Source organism: Streptomyces sp. NPDC101490 (genome assembly GCF_044767145.1).
Classification (GTDB): Bacteria; Actinomycetota; Actinomycetes; order Streptomycetales; family Streptomycetaceae; genus Streptomyces.
Window position 1 is genome coordinate 1 of sequence record NZ_JBIWNI010000007.1, and the last position, 16,432, is coordinate 16,432.

Annotated in this window: 13 protein-coding genes and 1 pseudogene; 7 read left to right on the forward strand and 7 right to left on the reverse strand. The window is 69.8% G+C overall.

What is annotated here, in order from left to right; all coding sequences use genetic code 11:
- Window positions 1-148: 148 nt before the first annotated feature.
- Window positions 149-2,002, reverse strand: a complete 1,854-nt coding sequence (locus tag ACIRQY_RS16290) for an FG-GAP-like repeat-containing protein (RefSeq protein WP_403925932.1) — start codon at window positions 2,000-2,002, stop codon at window positions 149-151.
- A gap of 70 nt (window positions 2,003-2,072) precedes the next feature.
- On the reverse strand, window positions 2,073-2,810 hold the full coding sequence (locus tag ACIRQY_RS16295) for a hypothetical protein (RefSeq protein ID WP_403925934.1): 738 nt from the start codon (window positions 2,808-2,810) through the stop codon (window positions 2,073-2,075).
- 450 nt (window positions 2,811-3,260) lie between these two features.
- Here ACIRQY_RS16295 and ACIRQY_RS16300 point away from each other — a divergent pair, with 450 nt between their 5' ends.
- Together ACIRQY_RS16300 and ACIRQY_RS16305 are read left to right on the forward strand one after the other, a co-directional pair.
- A complete protein-coding gene (locus ACIRQY_RS16300) occupies window positions 3,261-4,382 on the forward strand; it encodes a hypothetical protein (RefSeq protein ID WP_403925937.1) in 1,122 nt (373 codons plus the stop codon).
- A 44-nt stretch (window positions 4,383-4,426) separates the two neighbouring features.
- Window positions 4,427-4,954, forward strand: a complete 528-nt coding sequence (locus ACIRQY_RS16305; RefSeq protein ID WP_403925940.1) for a hypothetical protein — start codon at window positions 4,427-4,429, stop codon at window positions 4,952-4,954.
- Between the two features lie 49 nt (window positions 4,955-5,003).
- Here ACIRQY_RS16305 and ACIRQY_RS16310 read toward each other — a convergent pair whose 3' ends face one another.
- From ACIRQY_RS16310 to ACIRQY_RS16320, 3 genes are all read right to left on the reverse strand, one after another.
- Window positions 5,004-6,530: an RICIN domain-containing protein gene (locus tag ACIRQY_RS16310; protein WP_403925943.1), complete on the reverse strand. Its 1,527-nt coding sequence runs from the start codon at window positions 6,528-6,530 to the stop codon at window positions 5,004-5,006.
- Window positions 6,531-7,004: 474 nt separating this feature from the next.
- On the reverse strand, window positions 7,005-8,177 hold the full coding sequence (locus tag ACIRQY_RS16315; RefSeq protein ID WP_403925946.1) for an LLM class flavin-dependent oxidoreductase: 1,173 nt from the start codon (window positions 8,175-8,177) through the stop codon (window positions 7,005-7,007).
- 634 nt (window positions 8,178-8,811) lie between these two features.
- A complete protein-coding gene (locus ACIRQY_RS16320; RefSeq protein ID WP_403925949.1) occupies window positions 8,812-9,669 on the reverse strand; it encodes an FG-GAP repeat domain-containing protein in 858 nt (285 codons plus the stop codon).
- A 95-nt stretch (window positions 9,670-9,764) separates the two neighbouring features.
- Between ACIRQY_RS16320 and ACIRQY_RS16325 the strand changes: the two genes are divergently transcribed.
- Complete coding sequence (locus ACIRQY_RS16325) at window positions 9,765-10,067, forward strand: hypothetical protein (RefSeq protein ID WP_403925951.1); 303 nt, start codon at window positions 9,765-9,767, stop codon at window positions 10,065-10,067.
- Between the two features lie 544 nt (window positions 10,068-10,611).
- Here ACIRQY_RS16325 and ACIRQY_RS16330 read toward each other — a convergent pair.
- Window positions 10,612-11,841, reverse strand: a complete 1,230-nt coding sequence (locus ACIRQY_RS16330; RefSeq protein WP_403925954.1) for an alpha/beta hydrolase — start codon at window positions 11,839-11,841, stop codon at window positions 10,612-10,614.
- A 493-nt stretch (window positions 11,842-12,334) separates the two neighbouring features.
- On the opposite strand from ACIRQY_RS16330, the pseudogene ACIRQY_RS16335 reads away from it, so the two are divergent.
- From ACIRQY_RS16335 to ACIRQY_RS16350, 4 genes and pseudogenes are all read left to right on the forward strand, one after another.
- A pseudogene (locus tag ACIRQY_RS16335) lies at window positions 12,335-12,508 on the forward strand (helix-turn-helix domain-containing protein); the annotation flags it as partial.
- 400 nt (window positions 12,509-12,908) lie between these two features.
- The gene (locus ACIRQY_RS16340; RefSeq protein ID WP_351790656.1) at window positions 12,909-13,751 is read left to right on the forward strand and encodes a PP2C family protein-serine/threonine phosphatase; all 843 of its coding nucleotides are present in this window, start codon (window positions 12,909-12,911) and stop codon (window positions 13,749-13,751) included.
- Window positions 13,752-13,866: 115 nt separating this feature from the next.
- A complete protein-coding gene (locus ACIRQY_RS16345; RefSeq protein ID WP_403925957.1) occupies window positions 13,867-14,886 on the forward strand; it encodes an MASE1 domain-containing protein in 1,020 nt (339 codons plus the stop codon).
- A 148-nt stretch (window positions 14,887-15,034) separates the two neighbouring features.
- Window positions 15,035-15,265, forward strand: a complete 231-nt coding sequence (locus tag ACIRQY_RS16350; RefSeq protein WP_403926474.1) for a hypothetical protein — start codon at window positions 15,035-15,037, stop codon at window positions 15,263-15,265.
- Between the two features lie 39 nt (window positions 15,266-15,304).
- Here the strand turns inward: ACIRQY_RS16350 and ACIRQY_RS16355 are convergent, their stop codons facing one another.
- Window positions 15,305-16,294, reverse strand: a complete 990-nt coding sequence (locus ACIRQY_RS16355; RefSeq protein WP_351790662.1) for a LysR family transcriptional regulator — start codon at window positions 16,292-16,294, stop codon at window positions 15,305-15,307.
- Window positions 16,295-16,432 lie beyond the last annotated feature (138 nt).

Genomic DNA, 16,432 nt, shown 5'->3' on the forward strand with positions numbered 1-16,432 from the left:
CCCTCCGCGCCGCGCCCCCCCCCCCCCCCCCCCCCCCCCCCCCCGCGCCCCCCCCGCGGCGGCCGGGGGCGGCCCGGGGCGGGCGCCCGGGCGCGCCCCCCCCCCCCCCCCCCCCACGCCGGGCCGGAACACCTTGCCTATCCCGGGGCTACCGAGTGGTCCGGAAGCGGCGGTACAGGTTGCGGGCCACGTACACCCCCGGCCCTCCGAAGCCGACGATGTCGACGCGCCCCTCGCCGGTGATGTCGGCGAGGAAGCGCGGATGGCGGCCGACCCGCCAGGCGCCGGCGTCCTCGTCGTACCCGAACCCCCGGCAGACCAGCTGGGCCTGCTCGAACCGGCCGTCACCCCGGCCGTGCGACACCCAGACCCCTTCGTCGCCGAAGCCGACGATGTCCGGACGGCCGTCGCCCGTGACATCGGTGAGGAAGCGGAGGTGCTTCGCGCTCGTCCAGCCCTGGGCGGACCCGAAGTCGTTCAGAACGATCCGGGCGGGCTCGAAGGTGCCGTCCCCGCGCCCCCGCGCGACGACGACGCCCTGCGGTCCGAACCCGACGAGGTCCGGTGTGCCGCCGACGGTGGCCGGGGCCAGGAAGCGGGGGTGTTCCGCGACCGAGCGCCACCCCTGGGCGACCCCGAACTCGGCGAGCAGGTAGCGGGGCTCGGCGAAGGCTCCCGCCTCGTCCTGGAGCGACACCCAGACGCCGTCGCCGTGGCAGCCGACGACATCCAGCCTGCCGTCACCCGTGGTGTCGGCGAGGAAGCGGGGATGCTTCTCGACCCGCCACCCGCCCGCCCTCTCCCCGTAACCGAAGGCCCGGAGCACCGGCTCGTCAGCGACCGGGGCGAAGACGCCCGCCTCGCCCTGGAGCGACACCCGCAGGCCGTCGTCGTGGAAGCCGACGACATCCAGCCTGCCGTCACCCGTGGTGTCGGCCAGCAAGCACGGATGCCGGTCGGCCCGCCAGCCGCCGCCCGGTGCACCGTGCCCGAACGCCTTGACCACCGGTTTGCCGCTCCCGGCCGCGAAGGTCCCGCCCCCGGCCTGCGGGAACACGCGCACGCCATCGGCGGCGAGCACGACGGCATCGGGCTTTCCGCTGCCTGTCGTGTCCGCGAGGGCCCACAGGTCCGAGGGGCTCGGGGACGGTACGGGCGGATGCAGGACACGCTCGGCGCCGAACGTGCCGTCGCCTCCGGTGGCCGAGGCCACCGCCCCCTTCACGGGCCTGAGCGCGACGATGTCGGCCCGCCCCGTTCCGGTGGTGTCGGCGAGGAACCGCGCACCGGTCCCCGCCCACCGCTCCGGCTGTCCACCGGGAGGAGGGGTGGCGCCTTCACTCTTCCACTCCCCGGCGTTCGGGTCGCTGCCGAACTGTTCGAGCACCAGCAGCATGTCGCTGAAGGCGGGCGCGGCGCCGGGCACCGGCCGCCGCGCGGCCGAGCGGTCCAGCCGCCAGGACTGGCGTCCGTTCCAGTGGCTCAGCGATCCCCAGCGCAGCACGGGGTCGCTGGTGCGCTCGGGCGCGGCCGGGACGAACCGCCACCGCTGGCTCGCCGCGCCCTCGTCGTACGCGCGCAGCACGATCCGGGTGTCGTCCGCACCGGGCTCGTCGAGGTCGAGCACGGTGCCGTCGGTCGCGGTCTCGATGAAGTACAGCCCGGCCTCCCCGTCGACCGGGACGACGTGCCACCGCTGGCTCTTCTTCCCGGCGGCGGCGACTCCCTGCCGTACCCCGCGGTCCGCGGCGGCGGGGTTGTCGAGCACCTGGCCCCCGGCGGCGTCACGGATCGCGTACGCGTGGCCGTCGCCGTGCGCCTGCCCGCCCTGCGGCGCGGCGGGCACGGGGACGAGCTGCCACCGCTGCGGACCCGGGCCACCGGCGGGGACGTCACGGACGACGAGTGTCCCGTCCGCACTCGGCGCGACCCTGGCGCCGAGGGTCCTTCCCGTGGCGGCGTGGACGATCTCCAGCTTCAGTTCTTCCGTGGGCACGGTCATCGTGGTGCCTCTTCCAGACGGATCGTTCGCGGGCTCGGTCGCGGTGCGGCTCCGGCACCGTGGTGGCGGATCACGTGAAGACGTGGTGGTAGGGCACGTCCCACTCGTTGGGCAGCCGGGGGTAGAAGGTGTTGATGACCGTTCCGGTGAAGTCCCCGCCCCAGTTGTAGGTGAGGCGCACCTCGGCGTCGGCCGTCACCGCGTGGTCCTTGAAACCGAGGATGGCGTCGGGGTGGGTGATGGGGACGAAGGTGATCCCGCCCCACGGCGTCACCGTGACCACCCAGAGCTGGGTGTCCTCGATCGCGCCGTTCTTCCCGCGCCACTTGTCGCCGACCTTGTCGGGGAGACCGAGCTGCACGATGTCGGCCGTGCTCTTCGGCGCCTCCTGATGGACGGATATGCGCCGCCGCTTGGGCTTCGCCATCCCGTCGTCACCACGCCCGGTGTCGGCCGTGCCCGCACCGGCCGCGCCGCCGGCCACGACGGGCTTGGGCTGCACCTGACCCGCCGCGCTCTCGATGAAGTAGAGCGGTCGCTGTCCGAAGAAGCCGCCGGGGGTGATGTGCCAGAGGTGGCCCCGCGCGTCCTTGGTGGCCGGGTCGAGCGCAGTGGCCAGCTTGACCCCCTTGTCGTGGCTGTCCTCCTTCAGCTCGACGGGCCGCAGGTATCCGCCGTTGAAGGCGTGGACCAGCATGACCGGCCGGTTCTCGATGAGCGCGGCAACGATCGCGTTGTCATAGCTGTTCACCGCAACCGGGCCGCCGACCACCAGATTCGACATGGCCGTGCGTTCTTGGGTGTACATCGCGGAACCTCACCTGTCCCTGAGAGTGGAGAAGCAATGCGCCGGACATCCGGCTCGAAACGGCCCACAAGACGAATCACCGCAGAGCAATTCACTTCCGGCTGAAACATCCAAACGAAAAGTTCGGCCGAAACACCTGCCGGACACGCCTGGACGACCCACCCGAATTCCCCCGTATCCCCACCGCCCGCTCGGACGGCCGGGGACCCGGGCGCCTGCGGAAGACCCATCCATGATCCGTCGCCCCGTGGACCGACAGCGTCGCAACTTACCTTCGGTGTACGCGAGTTGGTCTCGACTATCGGCAACATGTCACCCGAACGGGCGGGATGTACGAAAGCACCCTCCGTGACGACGGAGGGCGTGTTAGCTTCAATTTTCGAAACGCACGAGATGCCTGTTTTGAATTCACCTGGGACGATTCGACCGAATTCAGCCGAGGATGAGGAAATGCCTTCCAACGCATACAACCTGGAACGGGCCAAACGTCAGCCATTGACGAAGAAGAACCTGCGGGAACTCAACATCGAGCAGACCTGGCAGTCCATCCTGGACCACCCCGGTCTGGTCTACGTCGACGACTACGGTGTGCGGCACAAGCCCGTGGGTTTCTCCGTGAACAAGTCGAGCTTCGGCTCCTTCCCGGGGTCCGCCTTCAAGCTGGGGTGGCTCGCCTACATGAATCTCGGGGAGCCGCTGATCGAGGAGCGGCGCGGCATCGGCCGGCCGGAGCCCGACACCTTCTCCTCGCGTTCCTATGTCAACCGCAGCCTCGCGACCCCGATGAATTTCACCGACTCGGTCGAGTTCACCGTGTCGAACGAGGTGACGTGGTCGCTCCAGGGGGAGGGGCAGCTCACGTTCGGCGGCAAGGTCGGCGCGGAACTCCAGCTCCAGCTGGAGAAGCAGCTCCAGCTCGACCTCCAGGGGCAGTTCCAGACCGAGCTGCAGAACCAGCTCCAGAACGAGATGGCGAACACGGTCACGAACACCGTGACCAACGAGAACAGCAAGGACGACATGGGGGTCGATGTCGCCAACGGGACCGAGAACGGCGTCACGAACTCGACGACGAACGGCGTCACCAACACGGCGTCGACCTCGGCGACGGCCTCGACGGCGTTCACGGCCACGGGCAGCGCCACCGGCAGCGCGGAGCTCAACGCCCAGTTGATGCTGGGCATCACGGCCTCGGTCGGCGGCACCCTGACCACCAGCTGGGCCTCGAAGTCGGAGATCTCCGGCACGGTGCAGCCCGATTCGCGCGTGGAGACCATCGTCACGCAGCGGCGCACCCGCAAGGAGTACACCTACGAGATACCGGTGACCTTCTCCGGGCTGCTCGCGGTGCGGTACGACGTGCCGGTGGCGGTCCTGTCCCCGCCGCAGTCCGGGGAGTACCCCGCCCTGGAAAGCGTGGTCGCCCGCGACATCGGCGATCTCGACCTCTCCGGCGGCGGCTTCCGCATGAAGGGGCTGGCCGAAGTCGTCTCCGCGCTGGAGGTCCACCACACCATGTTCGACGGCGAGAACCTGACCGGCAGCGACCGGACACCGTTCAAGGCCCCTTGATCCCGCGGCCTGTGCCGCCCAGACCACGACCAGGAGTGACCACCATGGTGTTCAACAACATCTTCGGCTCCGCGGGCAAGGGAGCGGGCCTCTTCTCGGTGACCACCGACGCCGCCAAGCCCCGGCCGGGAGAGGGCGTCGACTTCGAGGACTCCGAGGACGACACCTACGACGACACGAGCACCAGCCTCTTCAACAGCGCGATCCACGGGGCCTCGTCCCGGGCGAAGGTGGTGCAGGAGCAGTCACCCGAGGCACGGGCCGTCCTCGGCTTCCTCGGCGCCTTCATCCAGACCACCCAGACGTCGGCCGACGCACAGGCCCGGTTCGTCTCGGATCCCGGCTCGGTGTCCACGGCGGCGTCCGCGCGCATGCAGGAGTCGAGCCCGACGGTCGCGGACCACGGCGACCTCCAGAAGGACGAGGACCTGAAGACCATGCCGCGGAAGAGCGACTTCACCCGGCCGCCCGAGGCGCCTCCGACGCCCAAGGCGTCCAAGCCGACCGCCGAGAATCCGTCGGGCTCATCGGGTTCATCGGGTTCATCGGGTTCATCGGATTCCCAGAAGTAGGAGCTGCCGTGAGGGGGCAGGGGCGGCCTCGCCCCCGCCCCCTCACGCATCACACCGGAAGCAGCTGCCACTGCCGGTCGCGGTGGTCGCCCTCCGAGCCGTGCTGCTTGATCACCGCACGGGCGTTGGTGTCGATCCGCAGAAGGAGACCGCTGTTGCGATTCGCGATCTCGTACACCCTGGGGGTGGCGTCCGCCGGACCCACCGGGATCAGCCGCCACTGCTGGTGGTGCGCGTCGCCGCCCTCGTAGGCGCGCTGCGCGACGAGCGCCCCGTTCTTCTCCGTGGCCCCGACGACCTCCAGCACCTTGGCGCTGCGCAGGTTCTCGATCGTGTACAGGACTTCGCCGTTCTCCTGGCCCGCCACGACCATGCGCCACCGCTGGTGGTCCCTGGAGACGGCGAGATCCTGGTGGACCTCGGCCCCGTCCTTGGTGGACTCGCGCAGGACCGCCATGCGCAGTCGGCTGCGGACATTGGCCCAGGAGACCACCGTGCCCGAATCAGGGAGTCCGGCCAACCTCGGCGAGGCGATCCTCCGGACCCGGTTGTTGACGTGGTCGGCGATGTAGAGGGTGTCGACACTGTCCACGGCGAGTCCGTACACGCCGTTCAGCTGGGCCGAGGTGGCGGGGCCGCCATCGCCGCCGAAACCCGCGGTGCCCGTGCCGGCCGCCGTGCTCGCCTTCCCGTCGGCCGCCACGCTCCGGATCCGCTGGTTGCGGTGATCGGTGATGTGGAGAACGCCGGTGCTGTCCACCGCCACCGCCAGCGGGAAGTTCAGCTGAGCGGCGGTGGCCGGGCCGCCGTCACCGCCGAAACCCGCGGTCCCGTTCCCCGCGACCGTACTTATCACCCCGTCGGGCGTGACCTTCCGGACCCGGTGGTTCTCGGCGTCGGCGATGTAGAGATTGCCCGGACCGTCCACCGCCACCGAGAAGGGCCGGTTCAGCCGGGCGGCGGTGGCGGGGCCGCCGTCACCGGCGAAACCCCCGGTCCCGTTCCCCGCGACCGTACTGATCACTCCGGCAGGCGTGACCTTCCGGACCCGGAAGTTGTGGTACTCGGCGATGTAGAGATTCCCCGCACTGTCCACCGCCACCCCCAGCGGGAGGTTCAGCAAGGCGGCGGTGGCCGGGCCGCCGTCACCGCCGAACCCCCCGGTCCCGTTCCCCGCGACCGTACTTATCACCCCATCGGGCGTGATCCTCCGGATCCGATGGTTGCTGGAATCGGCGATGTAGAGATTGCCCGCACTGTCCACCGCCAGCTCGCGCGGGCAGTTGAACTGGGCAGCGGTCGCGGGGCCGCCGTCGCCCCGAAATCCGGCGGTCCCGTTCCCCGCGACCGTGCTGATCCTCCCGTCGGTGGCAACCCTCGCGACCCGGTGGTTGTTGTAGTCGGAGAAGTACAGATTGCCGTTCCCGTCCACCGCGGCCCCGTACGGACGGTTCAACTGGGCAGCGGTCGCGGGCCCGTTGTCCCCGCTGAAACCGGCGCTCCCGCTCCCTGCGGCCGTACTGATCGGAAGTGCGGAGTTCTTTCCACCGGCGGCCGCCGCCTGGGCAGTGCTCATCGTCATCCCTTCACCGTCAACCGACCGCCCGACACGGGCAGTCGCGGAACGGTTCCAGATAGTCACACTATTACCGGGCCGACAATCACACGTACGGGTGAATCAGACTCCCCTCCACACCGGACCGAGCGGCCCCGACGGGCGGGATCGGGATCTCGTTCCAGGGGGAGTTCGGCGTCGAGGACGACGGGGAGGCGGTCGGAGGCGTCACGGACCTCCCGGATGTCGTGGGTGCGGCGGAGCCGGGCGGACGGCCCCACGGTGAGGATGCGGTCGAGCCGGAGCGGTACGGATGTACCGGCGCGGGCGCCCCCGACCGTGAGAGCCCGCTCCCCCCCCTGTCCGCGCCCGCAGTTCCGTCACCAGCGCTCCCTGCCCCGTGCGCCCCAGCGGAGTTCTGCTCTCTCGGACCGTCAGGACTCGGGTGTCTCCGGGGTGCGGTCTCCGACGTCGGGGCCGGGTCGCCGCGGACCATCAGCCCAGACCATCAGCCCTGGCCGCCCGCTCGGCGGCATGACGGGCCTTCGCCTCGTCGAGCGCTTCGCCCATGCGGTCGTACAGTGCCTCCCTGCGCCTGACCGCGAGGGCTCGTGCGGCGTCGATGCGTTCGAGACTGCCTTGGAAGTGCGGGGCGACCTGCCGCGCGAACAGTTCGAAGTGCTGACGGGTGGCGTCTGCCCTCGCCCATTCGTGCGCCATCATGAGGTAGCAGCCGAAGCCGTGGGACTGCTCCCGCAGCAGGCGGATGTGCCGGATCGCGTCGTCCGGTGTTCCGATCACGCCGACACCGGACTCGTTGATCCAGTCGATGCGTTCCTTCAGCGTCGAGCCGCCGGGCTCGAAGTGCGGCACCGCGGCTTCGTACTGCAGATAGCGGCACCAGTCATCGAGTCCGTACGCGACGTCCGCGTAGGCCTGTTCTTTCGTCTCGGCGATGTGCATCGGCCCGACCAGTCGCCACGCGTCGCGTTCGACGACGGCGCCGAACTGATGGGATCGTTCTTCCATCACGCTCCAGTGCGCGGCGAGCATGTCCAGGTCACCGGTCATGGTCGCGCCGATGGACAGCAGTGCCAGCCCGTGCTTGCCCGCGATCCGCGGGCCGGACGGCGAGGCGATGGCCGCGATGCCGACTTCGAAGCAGGGTGTGGTGTACGGGCGTAACTGACACCTGGCTTCGACGAGGTCGTAGCGGGCGGTCTTCTTGGTGACGGGCTCATCCTCGGTGAGCAACTGGATGAGGACGTCGGTGTCCTCTTCCAGCGCGGACCGCTGTGAAACCGGGTCGATACCGATCATCGTCGCGTCCGTGGGGAGGGAGCCGGGGCCGAGCCCGAGCATGAACCGGCCCCGGGTGAGGTGATCGAGCAGGATCGCGCGGTCCGCCACCCACAGCGGGTTGTGATACGGAAGAGAGAGCACGCCGGTCCCCAGCTTGATGTGCTTGGTCTGGGCTGCGACGTGCGCGATGAAGATCTCTGGGCTGGCTATCAACTCCGAACCACCAGAGTGGTGTTCACCGATCCAGGCCTCGTCATAGCCGAGGTCGTCGAGCTGCTGAAGGGTGGCCAGGTCCCGCGCGAAAGCAGTCAGGGGATTCTGCCCCTGCGCCGTGTGAAACGGTGCCATGAAGACTCCGAAACGCATCTCATGTCCTTCCGTCACATCAGAGATCGGCCGGGCGCGCCGTACCGCTGAAGGCACCCTTGCGTGTTGCTCGGCCTCCGGGCCGTTACGGTCCGCCGCTCGATCCGGCGACGGCTGAACCGGCGCGTCACGGGGACCGGGTGGGTAGACACCGCTGTACCCAGTTCCTGTCCGCGAGAGCGTGTCACCCGGATCGGCACCGCCACAAGAGCGCAATCGGCACTCCATCGCGCGCGGGAGCGAACGGTTCTTGCTCCTGGTCGTCCCCACGGTTCTCTGGGATATCGGGGTTCTCGGGGCCGCCATGTGGCCTGGGTGACGCCGTCCGGTCGGGTGATACGCGTGTCGACCTTGCGTGCCGCGCGCACCCCCGAGCGACCACCCCTCAGCCACCGTCACGCACCGACTCCTTGGAGGCCGAGGCCCAGGAGTGCGAGCGCGTCCTGGGCGGCGATCAGGGCGAGGAGTCGTCGCATGCGCTGTCGTCCTTCCGCTGGAGGAAAGGCCGGCGAAGCGGCATCGGTCTGTACCTGCCAAGATCCAGACCTCGTGACAGACGGCGGCCCCGACAGGGGGCGACCCCGGACCCGAAATGCCGGGAACGGGGGGCCGCCTCGCACGAAGTGCCTTACATCTAGAGGAGGTTGAACTCCTTCATGTAGGCCCCCTTGATCTGCGTCGGCGCCGTGAACGGTCGTGCCGCGTCGCCCGTGCCCGAGTACCGGAGCAGTTCGCCCGTCGTCTTCCGGGCCAGCAGGTCCACCTTGCCGTCGGCGTTGATGTCGCCGACCGACAACAGCCGGTCGTAGACGTTCCACCCGCCGCCGATCTTCGTACGGCCCGCGAACGGAGCCTTGTGGTCGCCCGTGCCCTTGTAGAGCCAGAGGACACCGGCCTTGTCGCGAGCGGTGATGTCGGACCTGCCGTCACCGGTCAGATCGCCCTGGCCGGCCAGCTCGGTGTACTGGCCCCAGCCGCCGCCGACCCGCGCGCGGGTGGTGAGGCGGCCGTCCGGGTAACCCAGGTGGATCCACAGCACGCCGGCCCTGTCGAGGCCGATCAGGTCGGCCTCCTTGGCCCCGCCGAGAGTGCCGGGCGAGAGGACCGTGCGGTAGGTGTCCCAGCCCCGGCCGACGGTCTTCGCCGGCCGCCACTGGCCGTCGACCCAGCCGGAGAAGTCCAGTCGGCCGTTCTTGTAGAGGGTCCACGAGCCGTAACCGTCCCCGTTGCCGACGTTGTCGACGCTGATGCGGTCGGCGAGGTCCGAGTGATCGCCCCCGTCGGGCCCGCCGGTGGCCAGGAGCGGTCCTTGTCGGTACCACTGCCACATCTCGTGGGTCTGCTTGTGGACGCCGAACAGATTGAAGGCAGGCGCCGGTGGCGGGGCGGCCGCCGGGGCGGCGACGGCGGAGGCAGCGCCGGTGGCGGTCGCCACCGCGACGGCGGTGGCGACGAGCACCGTCCTCAGCCCGGGCCTGCGTCGTTCGAACATGATCGGGTTCCCCCCTGTGTCTGTTTCGCTCTCACCTTTCCGACCAGCGAAAGCCCCCCAGGGTTGCCCGAAACCGCGCGCCGTTTTCTTCTCGATTGTCAGATCATCAACACGATCCGGCCGGGCCGGTGACCCGCCTCCGCGCACCACCGTGCGCCTCCACCACGGCCAGACGGCTCTGGTACGACACGGTCGGCCACGGCCATGTACCCGCGCTGCGTGCGGCCGCCGCGACGTTCGGCGCCGACCGGCCGTTCCTGGGCACAGACTTCCCCTACGAAGCCGGAGACCTGTTCCGCACCGCCGTCTCCTTCATCGAGCACGCCGGACTCCCCGACGACCGGACACGGCGGATGCTCGACGACAACGCCCGCATCGTGCTCAGGGCTGCCCCGTAATTCCTGGCAGGCGCCGCAAGAGGACAGTTGCGGTACCGGCCACGCCGGCGCGCGCAAGGCGCAGCTCACCAACCTCCGGCGCGAGCTCCTCGACGAGCTCACCCGGAGCAGCTCGCCGCGCTCGGTGACATCTGGTGTACGGCCCGGTTCCGACGATTCCGCCAACGCCTGCTGACGGGCGTCCCTCGGCCGCCTGACGGGACTTCCCACTGGCGTCGGGCCAGGGCATCCACAGGACCGACGCGGGAACTTCAACGGCCGACCGGCACGGCGAGGGTCCCGCTCCGGCAGCAGCGGCCCGATCATCACCCACTGCGCGTCCCTCAACGACGAGTCATAAGAAGGCTCGCATGGACGGACACACATGACGGTGATCTCCACGGACAGCCCGACCGCCAAGACCACTGCCAGTGCGTCATGCCCAGCAGTTGATCAATAACCCCACACTTTCCGAGCCCGTCCACTGCCCGAGCCTCATGCGCGCCCGAGCCCCCGTTCGCGTCATCGACATGGCGGGGGCTCGGAAGGTGTGTGCGAGCAGGGGTCAGATCCCGGCGTCGGGCTCCTTCATGATCTTCAGGCTTTTCGGGATCGCGGGCAGCAGCCGCTGCTTGGACGAGACCAGCGGGATGCGGTGCGGCTCGGTGTACTTCTGCCGGGCCGTCTTCCCGAAGGTCACGGCCGGGCCGCCCTTGCGCAGGTTCGAACCCTTCGGGGCGATCTCCGGGAGGGCCGGCAGCCGGTACGAGGGGGACTTCTTCAGCGCCTGCGCCAGGAAGGAGGCCGTCAGCTGGGCGGTCTGCGAACGGGCCGCCGCAGGGGACGCCACCTGCGATGCCTTGCACTCCCCGTTGGCGCCGCCCGGGTCGGTGGCGGCGAGGTTGGTGTTGAGCATCCGGTGGCCCACGCCCGTGAGGACGACGTCGGCGGCGACCTTCGTGGTGCCGGAGGAGGCGAGCTTCTTCACGGTGTCCAGTCCGGCCTTGGGGCCGGTGTCCTCGTCGCAGGTGCTCCGGATGTTCAGAACCGGGACCCTGTGCGGGGCCTTCTCGACGTTCTCGGCGGGCTGGACCGCCACCACGCCGAAGAGTCCGGGCCGCTTGGCCGCCTTCGCCGTCAGCACATGGCCGCCGCCCCGGCTGTGGCCGACCAGACCTACCCGTGAGGTGTCGATCCTGCCCTTCAGCCCCTTGAGCTTCAGCCCGTGGTTCACACCCTTGTTCACGTCCGACAGCAGCTGCAGATGCGCCGATATGAGATCCGCGTAGCCCTTCTGCGGCTCGGTCTCCCCGCCCCACCAGCTCTCCGGCGACACGACATCGATCGAGACCGCCGCAAAGCCCTTGCGCGTCAGCTCCTGCACCATGTGCGACAGCCCGACGTCGTGCCGCAGATAGTCAGGGCCGAGGCTCGGCCCGGGCTTCTGCTTACCGGGCTCCGCGCAGACCAGCGGCCAGGTCGTCTTCACCGGCTTCTTCGCCACGACGGAGGCGCCCGTCGGCAAGCAGTTGTGGTGCGTGCCGTGCACCACGACGACCACCGGATGCGGGCCCTTGCCCCGGGGCACCCCCAGCACGCCATGCACCTGGCTCGGGTTCCCCGCCGTGCGGCCCCCGGTGATGTTCAGCAGCCCCGGAGTGAGCTGGTAACTGGTCAGCAGGGCGGGCGCAGGCCGGTCGGCCGGCTTCGGCGCGAGCCGGGGCGCGGAGACCGCCTGGGAAGCGCCATAGGTCATGGTCATACCGAAGGCGGCGGTGGCGGCGATGAGGCTCACGGGCCGAAACTTTGCTGTGTTCACAACGGGAAGGACAGGTGATCGGATGAATCGGTTCCGCGAGATGAGCTCCTTTATGGAACCGAAATAAAGCACCCCTTCTCTCCTCTTTGTTCAATTCACCGCATACGCAAAGATCCATGACTCGTCCGAAGCTATCCCGCTATCATCGACAACTCCGTCGCGACCCTCGTCCACCCCTGCCAGGATTCTTCCTACGGCGACTGGAAAGGCGGACACCGCCACCCTCCGGTGAGCGCCGTGACGCACATCCCCACAGGCCAACCGCTGCCCGCGCCCCTTCGGGGAGTCCCTCGCTGGGCCCGTCGCTGCCGGCCCTCGCCACTCCCTTCGCACCCCTTGTCACCAGTGTGATGCGCCCGAAAAGTCGGCCTCAAGTCTGTAGGCTGTTTTTATTTCACGTCGAGGCCCTCGTGCTGTCGAATTTGTTCTGTCCGCCCAGGAACGTGCGGAGTTACCGCGCTGGTCGAGTGTGGGAGTATCGGCTCGCGCTGCGGAGCGGGCCCGCATCATCCTGGCCTGTGCGGATGGGCAGTCAAATACCGCTGCGGCAGCGGACTTCGGGGTGTCCGTGGAGACGGTGCGCAAGTGGCGCTCGCGGTTCGCGGCCCTGCGGACGGCGGGGCCGACGGATCAGCCGCGGCCGGGCCGCCGCAAGCCGGAGCTGGTGCTGTCCGATGCCGAGCGGGCGGAGCCGACACGATGGCCCAGCACACCGGCCTGCCGACCCGGTACCCCGGCGGACGATCCGCAAGAGCCGTCTGCCCTCATCGTCATCGATCCCACGGACCTGCACACGTTGAGCCACATGATCATTTTGATGGACTGATGCCGCTCGGCACAGCAACCGGGCGACACGTCACAACGGGGCAAACGTTGCCTGATGCGGCACTGGGATCCACCGCTTTCTCCGCCGATGAGATGCGGACGCCGTCCTCTCCGGGCAGAGTGAGAAGGACCTGTTCGTACCGAGGTGGTCCCCTGTGGTCCCGCGTGCTGGAGACGGGCGGAGTGATGCGAGGATTGTCGTGACGTCGGAGTGATCGATGTTCAGCAGACGGCAGGCCGACAACAGCGAGGACCTGCTGGTCCGGCTCGCGTCGCTGACCGCCAGGGCGCGCGAGCTGGCCGAGACGCAGCGTTCGCGTGTCGAGCTCGCCGTGGCCCTGCAGCGCGGCATGCTGCCCTCGGACCTGCCCAGTTTTCCGGGCGCCCGGCTGGCCGTCCGCTATGAGCCCGCCAACCACGGGCTCAACGTCGGCGGTGACTGGTACGACGCCTTCTCCCTGCCCGACGGGCAGATCGGCATGTCCATCGGTGACGTGCAGGGACACAACATCGAGGCCGCCGCCTTCATGGGACAGGTCCGCGTGGCGCTGCGCGCGCTGGCCTCCGTCACCGGAGACCCGGGAGAGCTGCTCGGTCGCACCAACGACCTGCTCGTCTCTCTGGGCGCCGACCTCTTCGCCACGTGCACCTTCCTGCGGCTCGACCCTGCTGCCGGCACCCTGGAGTGCGCCCGGGCTGGTCATATCCCCCACATCTGGGCCACCGACGACGGCCGCTCCGGCATCGACGACAGCGAGGGCGGGCCTCCTCTCGGGGTGCTGCGCGGCGTCGACTACCCGACCACGCGCCACCGGCTCCACGCCGACGGTGTCTTCGTCCTCCTGACCGACGGGGTGGTGGAGGGGCCCTCGCTCCACATCGACGAGGGTCTGGAACGGGTGACGAGACTCGCCGGGATCACCGCCGTCGCCGGACTGGACGTCGACGCGCTCGCCACCGCCGTCATGAAGCTGGCGGCCACGGTGGGGCACGAGGACGACGCGGCCGTCCTGGTCGTCGGCCATGAGGGCGGCCCGGCCCGGCCGGCGGCCAAGGAGTGAGGGAAGGGGGATCGCCTCGGGGCCGGGCGGTCTCGGACCCGCCCGGGGCCATGCCGGACAACGGCGCCCGACACGCAGGGGCCATGTCCGGCCGTCGGGGCCAGGCCGGTGTCTGATGGCTGACGTGTTGGACACTCGGCGGTACCGGTCCTTTGCGGAGACGGCTCTGATGTCGCTGGTCGTCGCGGTGTGCTACTACGCGGCCGGACGACTGGGCCTGCTGGGACGCCTCGTCGTCGAAGGCGTGGTGGTCACCCCCACCTGGCCCCCCACCGGCGTCGCCGTCGCCGCCCTGCTGCTGCTCGGCGTGCGGGTCTGGCCTGGGATCGCCCTCGGCTCCTTCCTCGTCATCGCCTCCCTCACCACTCCGGGCCCCACCACGGTGGTCACCGTGGTCAGCAACACCGTCGCGCCCCTCTGCGCCTTCCTGCTGCTGAGACGGGCCGGCTTCCGGCGCGACATGGCGCGGCTGCGGGACGGACTCGCCCTGGTCTTCCTCGGCGGGTTCGGCGCCATGATGATCAGCGCGACCGCGGGGGTCGGGCTGCAAGTGGCGAAGAGCTCCCTGGACACGAGCGAGTTCTGGCCCGTCTGGCTGGCCTGGTGGGTGGGCGACACGATGGGCGTGCTGCTCGTCGCCCCGCTCGTGCTCGTCCTCGTGGGGCCGGCCGGACGGTTCCGGATGCGGCGCTGGAAGGAGGCGGCCCTTCTGGGGCTGACGACCCTGATCCTCATGCCCATCCTCGTATTCAGCTCGATGAGCATGCTCTTTCTCGTCTTCCCCCTGCTGATCTGGGCAGCGCTCCGCTTCCAGCTCGCCGGAAGCATGCTGTGCGCACTCCTCGCCTCCGTGCTCGCCACCTTCGAGGCGACCTCCGGACAGGGCGCGTTCCTCCACCTCACGGAGGTCGAGATCATGGTCAAGCTCCAGGCGTTCAACGGTTCCGCCGCCCTGACCGCCCTGCTTCTCGCCTCCGTCATCACCGAGCAGCGTGCGACCCGGCGGTCGGTGCGCCGCGCCTGCCAGGAACTGGCGGAGGTCCTGGAGCACCTCGCGGCGGGCGAGCCCTCACCGGATCCACCCGGCACCGCCGAGAGCCGGGCGGCCCCAGGCGGCGGGCCCCGGAATCCGTGATCCCCTCGGATGACGCTCGGCGAGTCGTCCGGGCGACGGGAGAAGGCCCCCGTTGCCGTGGCGGTCGGCAGCGGAGCGCTGACGGGGTTGTTCGCCCTCGCTACCGCCAAGCGGCAGACAGCGGCCGCCTTTCGACACCCGCTACCGCCTGGTCGCGTGGACGGACGCACTCGGCCACGCCAGTACCAGCCCGTACGACGAACACGACCGCGTCGTCTCTGCCGACGCCCTCTCGGGGCGGCCGCGCCTCACGTACGACGACGAGGGACGCCCCACGAGCGTCCTGCGGCCCGATGTCTCCGGACCCGGTGACGCCACTCGGATCCTGCGGAGCCACGAAACGGGGGGAACGCGGGCCGGGACCCCTCGCCCGGACTAGCCGCGGACTCCGACGTTAGCCGCGGACTCCGACGTCGGGTCAGTCCTCGGTCTGGCTCCTGCCCCGGACGACCCCCCGGTCCCGCACGGCGGCCACGTGTGCGGCAGCTGCCGCCACGGCCTCGACGAGCGGTTCCGTGCGGTTCTCCCTCAGCCAGGCGAGACCCGCCGTCGACGGGGGCAGGTCCGTGACCTCGACGTAGCGGATGCCGGGGCGCGGGAAGAGGTCGCGTGCGGCGGCCGGCAGGAAGCACATGCCCTTGCCCTGGGCCACGAGGTGCAACAGGCCCTCCAGGTCCGAGGCGACGGGTCCGTAGCGCACCGGGGTGCCGTCGGGTCGGGGGTCGGCGGCCCAGAAGTCCCACCAGAGTCGCGGCACCTGCGGCGGGACGTCGATCACCGGGTGGCGGGCCAGCTCTGCGAGGGCGATCCGGTCGCCGTCCGCGAGCGGGTCGCTCGCGGAGAGACAGGCCAGCCGGGGTTCCGTGGCCAGGTGCTGCACCTCGACGCCGGGCGGGACCGGTGGACGGAGGAAGGCAACGTCGATGTCATGGCGGAACAGGGCGTCGAAGTGGTCGGCGAAGTGGAGGCTGCGCACGTCGACCTCGACCAACGGGTGCCGTTCATGGAGCAGACGCAGCACGGCGTGCGTGTAGGGCATCGCCGCCTCCGCGCCGATGGTGCCGACGACGAGTCGTCCGGAGAGACGGCGCGCCTGGGTGGAAGCGCTGCGGCTCAGCCGGTCCATGGCCGCCACCACTTCGCGCGCGTCCGCCAGCAGCACACGGCCCTGCGGGGTGAGCGTCACGGCCCGGCTCGAACGATCGAACAGCTTCACCCCGAGACGTCTTTCCAGGTCTCTGATCTGCTGGCTCAGGGCCGATTGCGTGATGAACAGCCGGGCGGCGGCGCGCGAGAAGTGGAGTTCCTCCGCGAGGGCGACGAACAGCCGGAGTTGATGGGCGCTCGGCGTCCGTGGGTCGGGGCCCGTCGACGCGGCGCCTCCTGCGGCCGTTTCGTCAGCAACCATGATGAATCCCTTATCGATCGTCTTTCATGTCGCATAGCCACAAGTGATGACATGCACGGAGTACGAGTGGAAGGCTCGGCTCTCAAGCGACGCCCCGTGAAACCTCCTCGGTTCCACCGGGCCGTCCGACCATGGCTT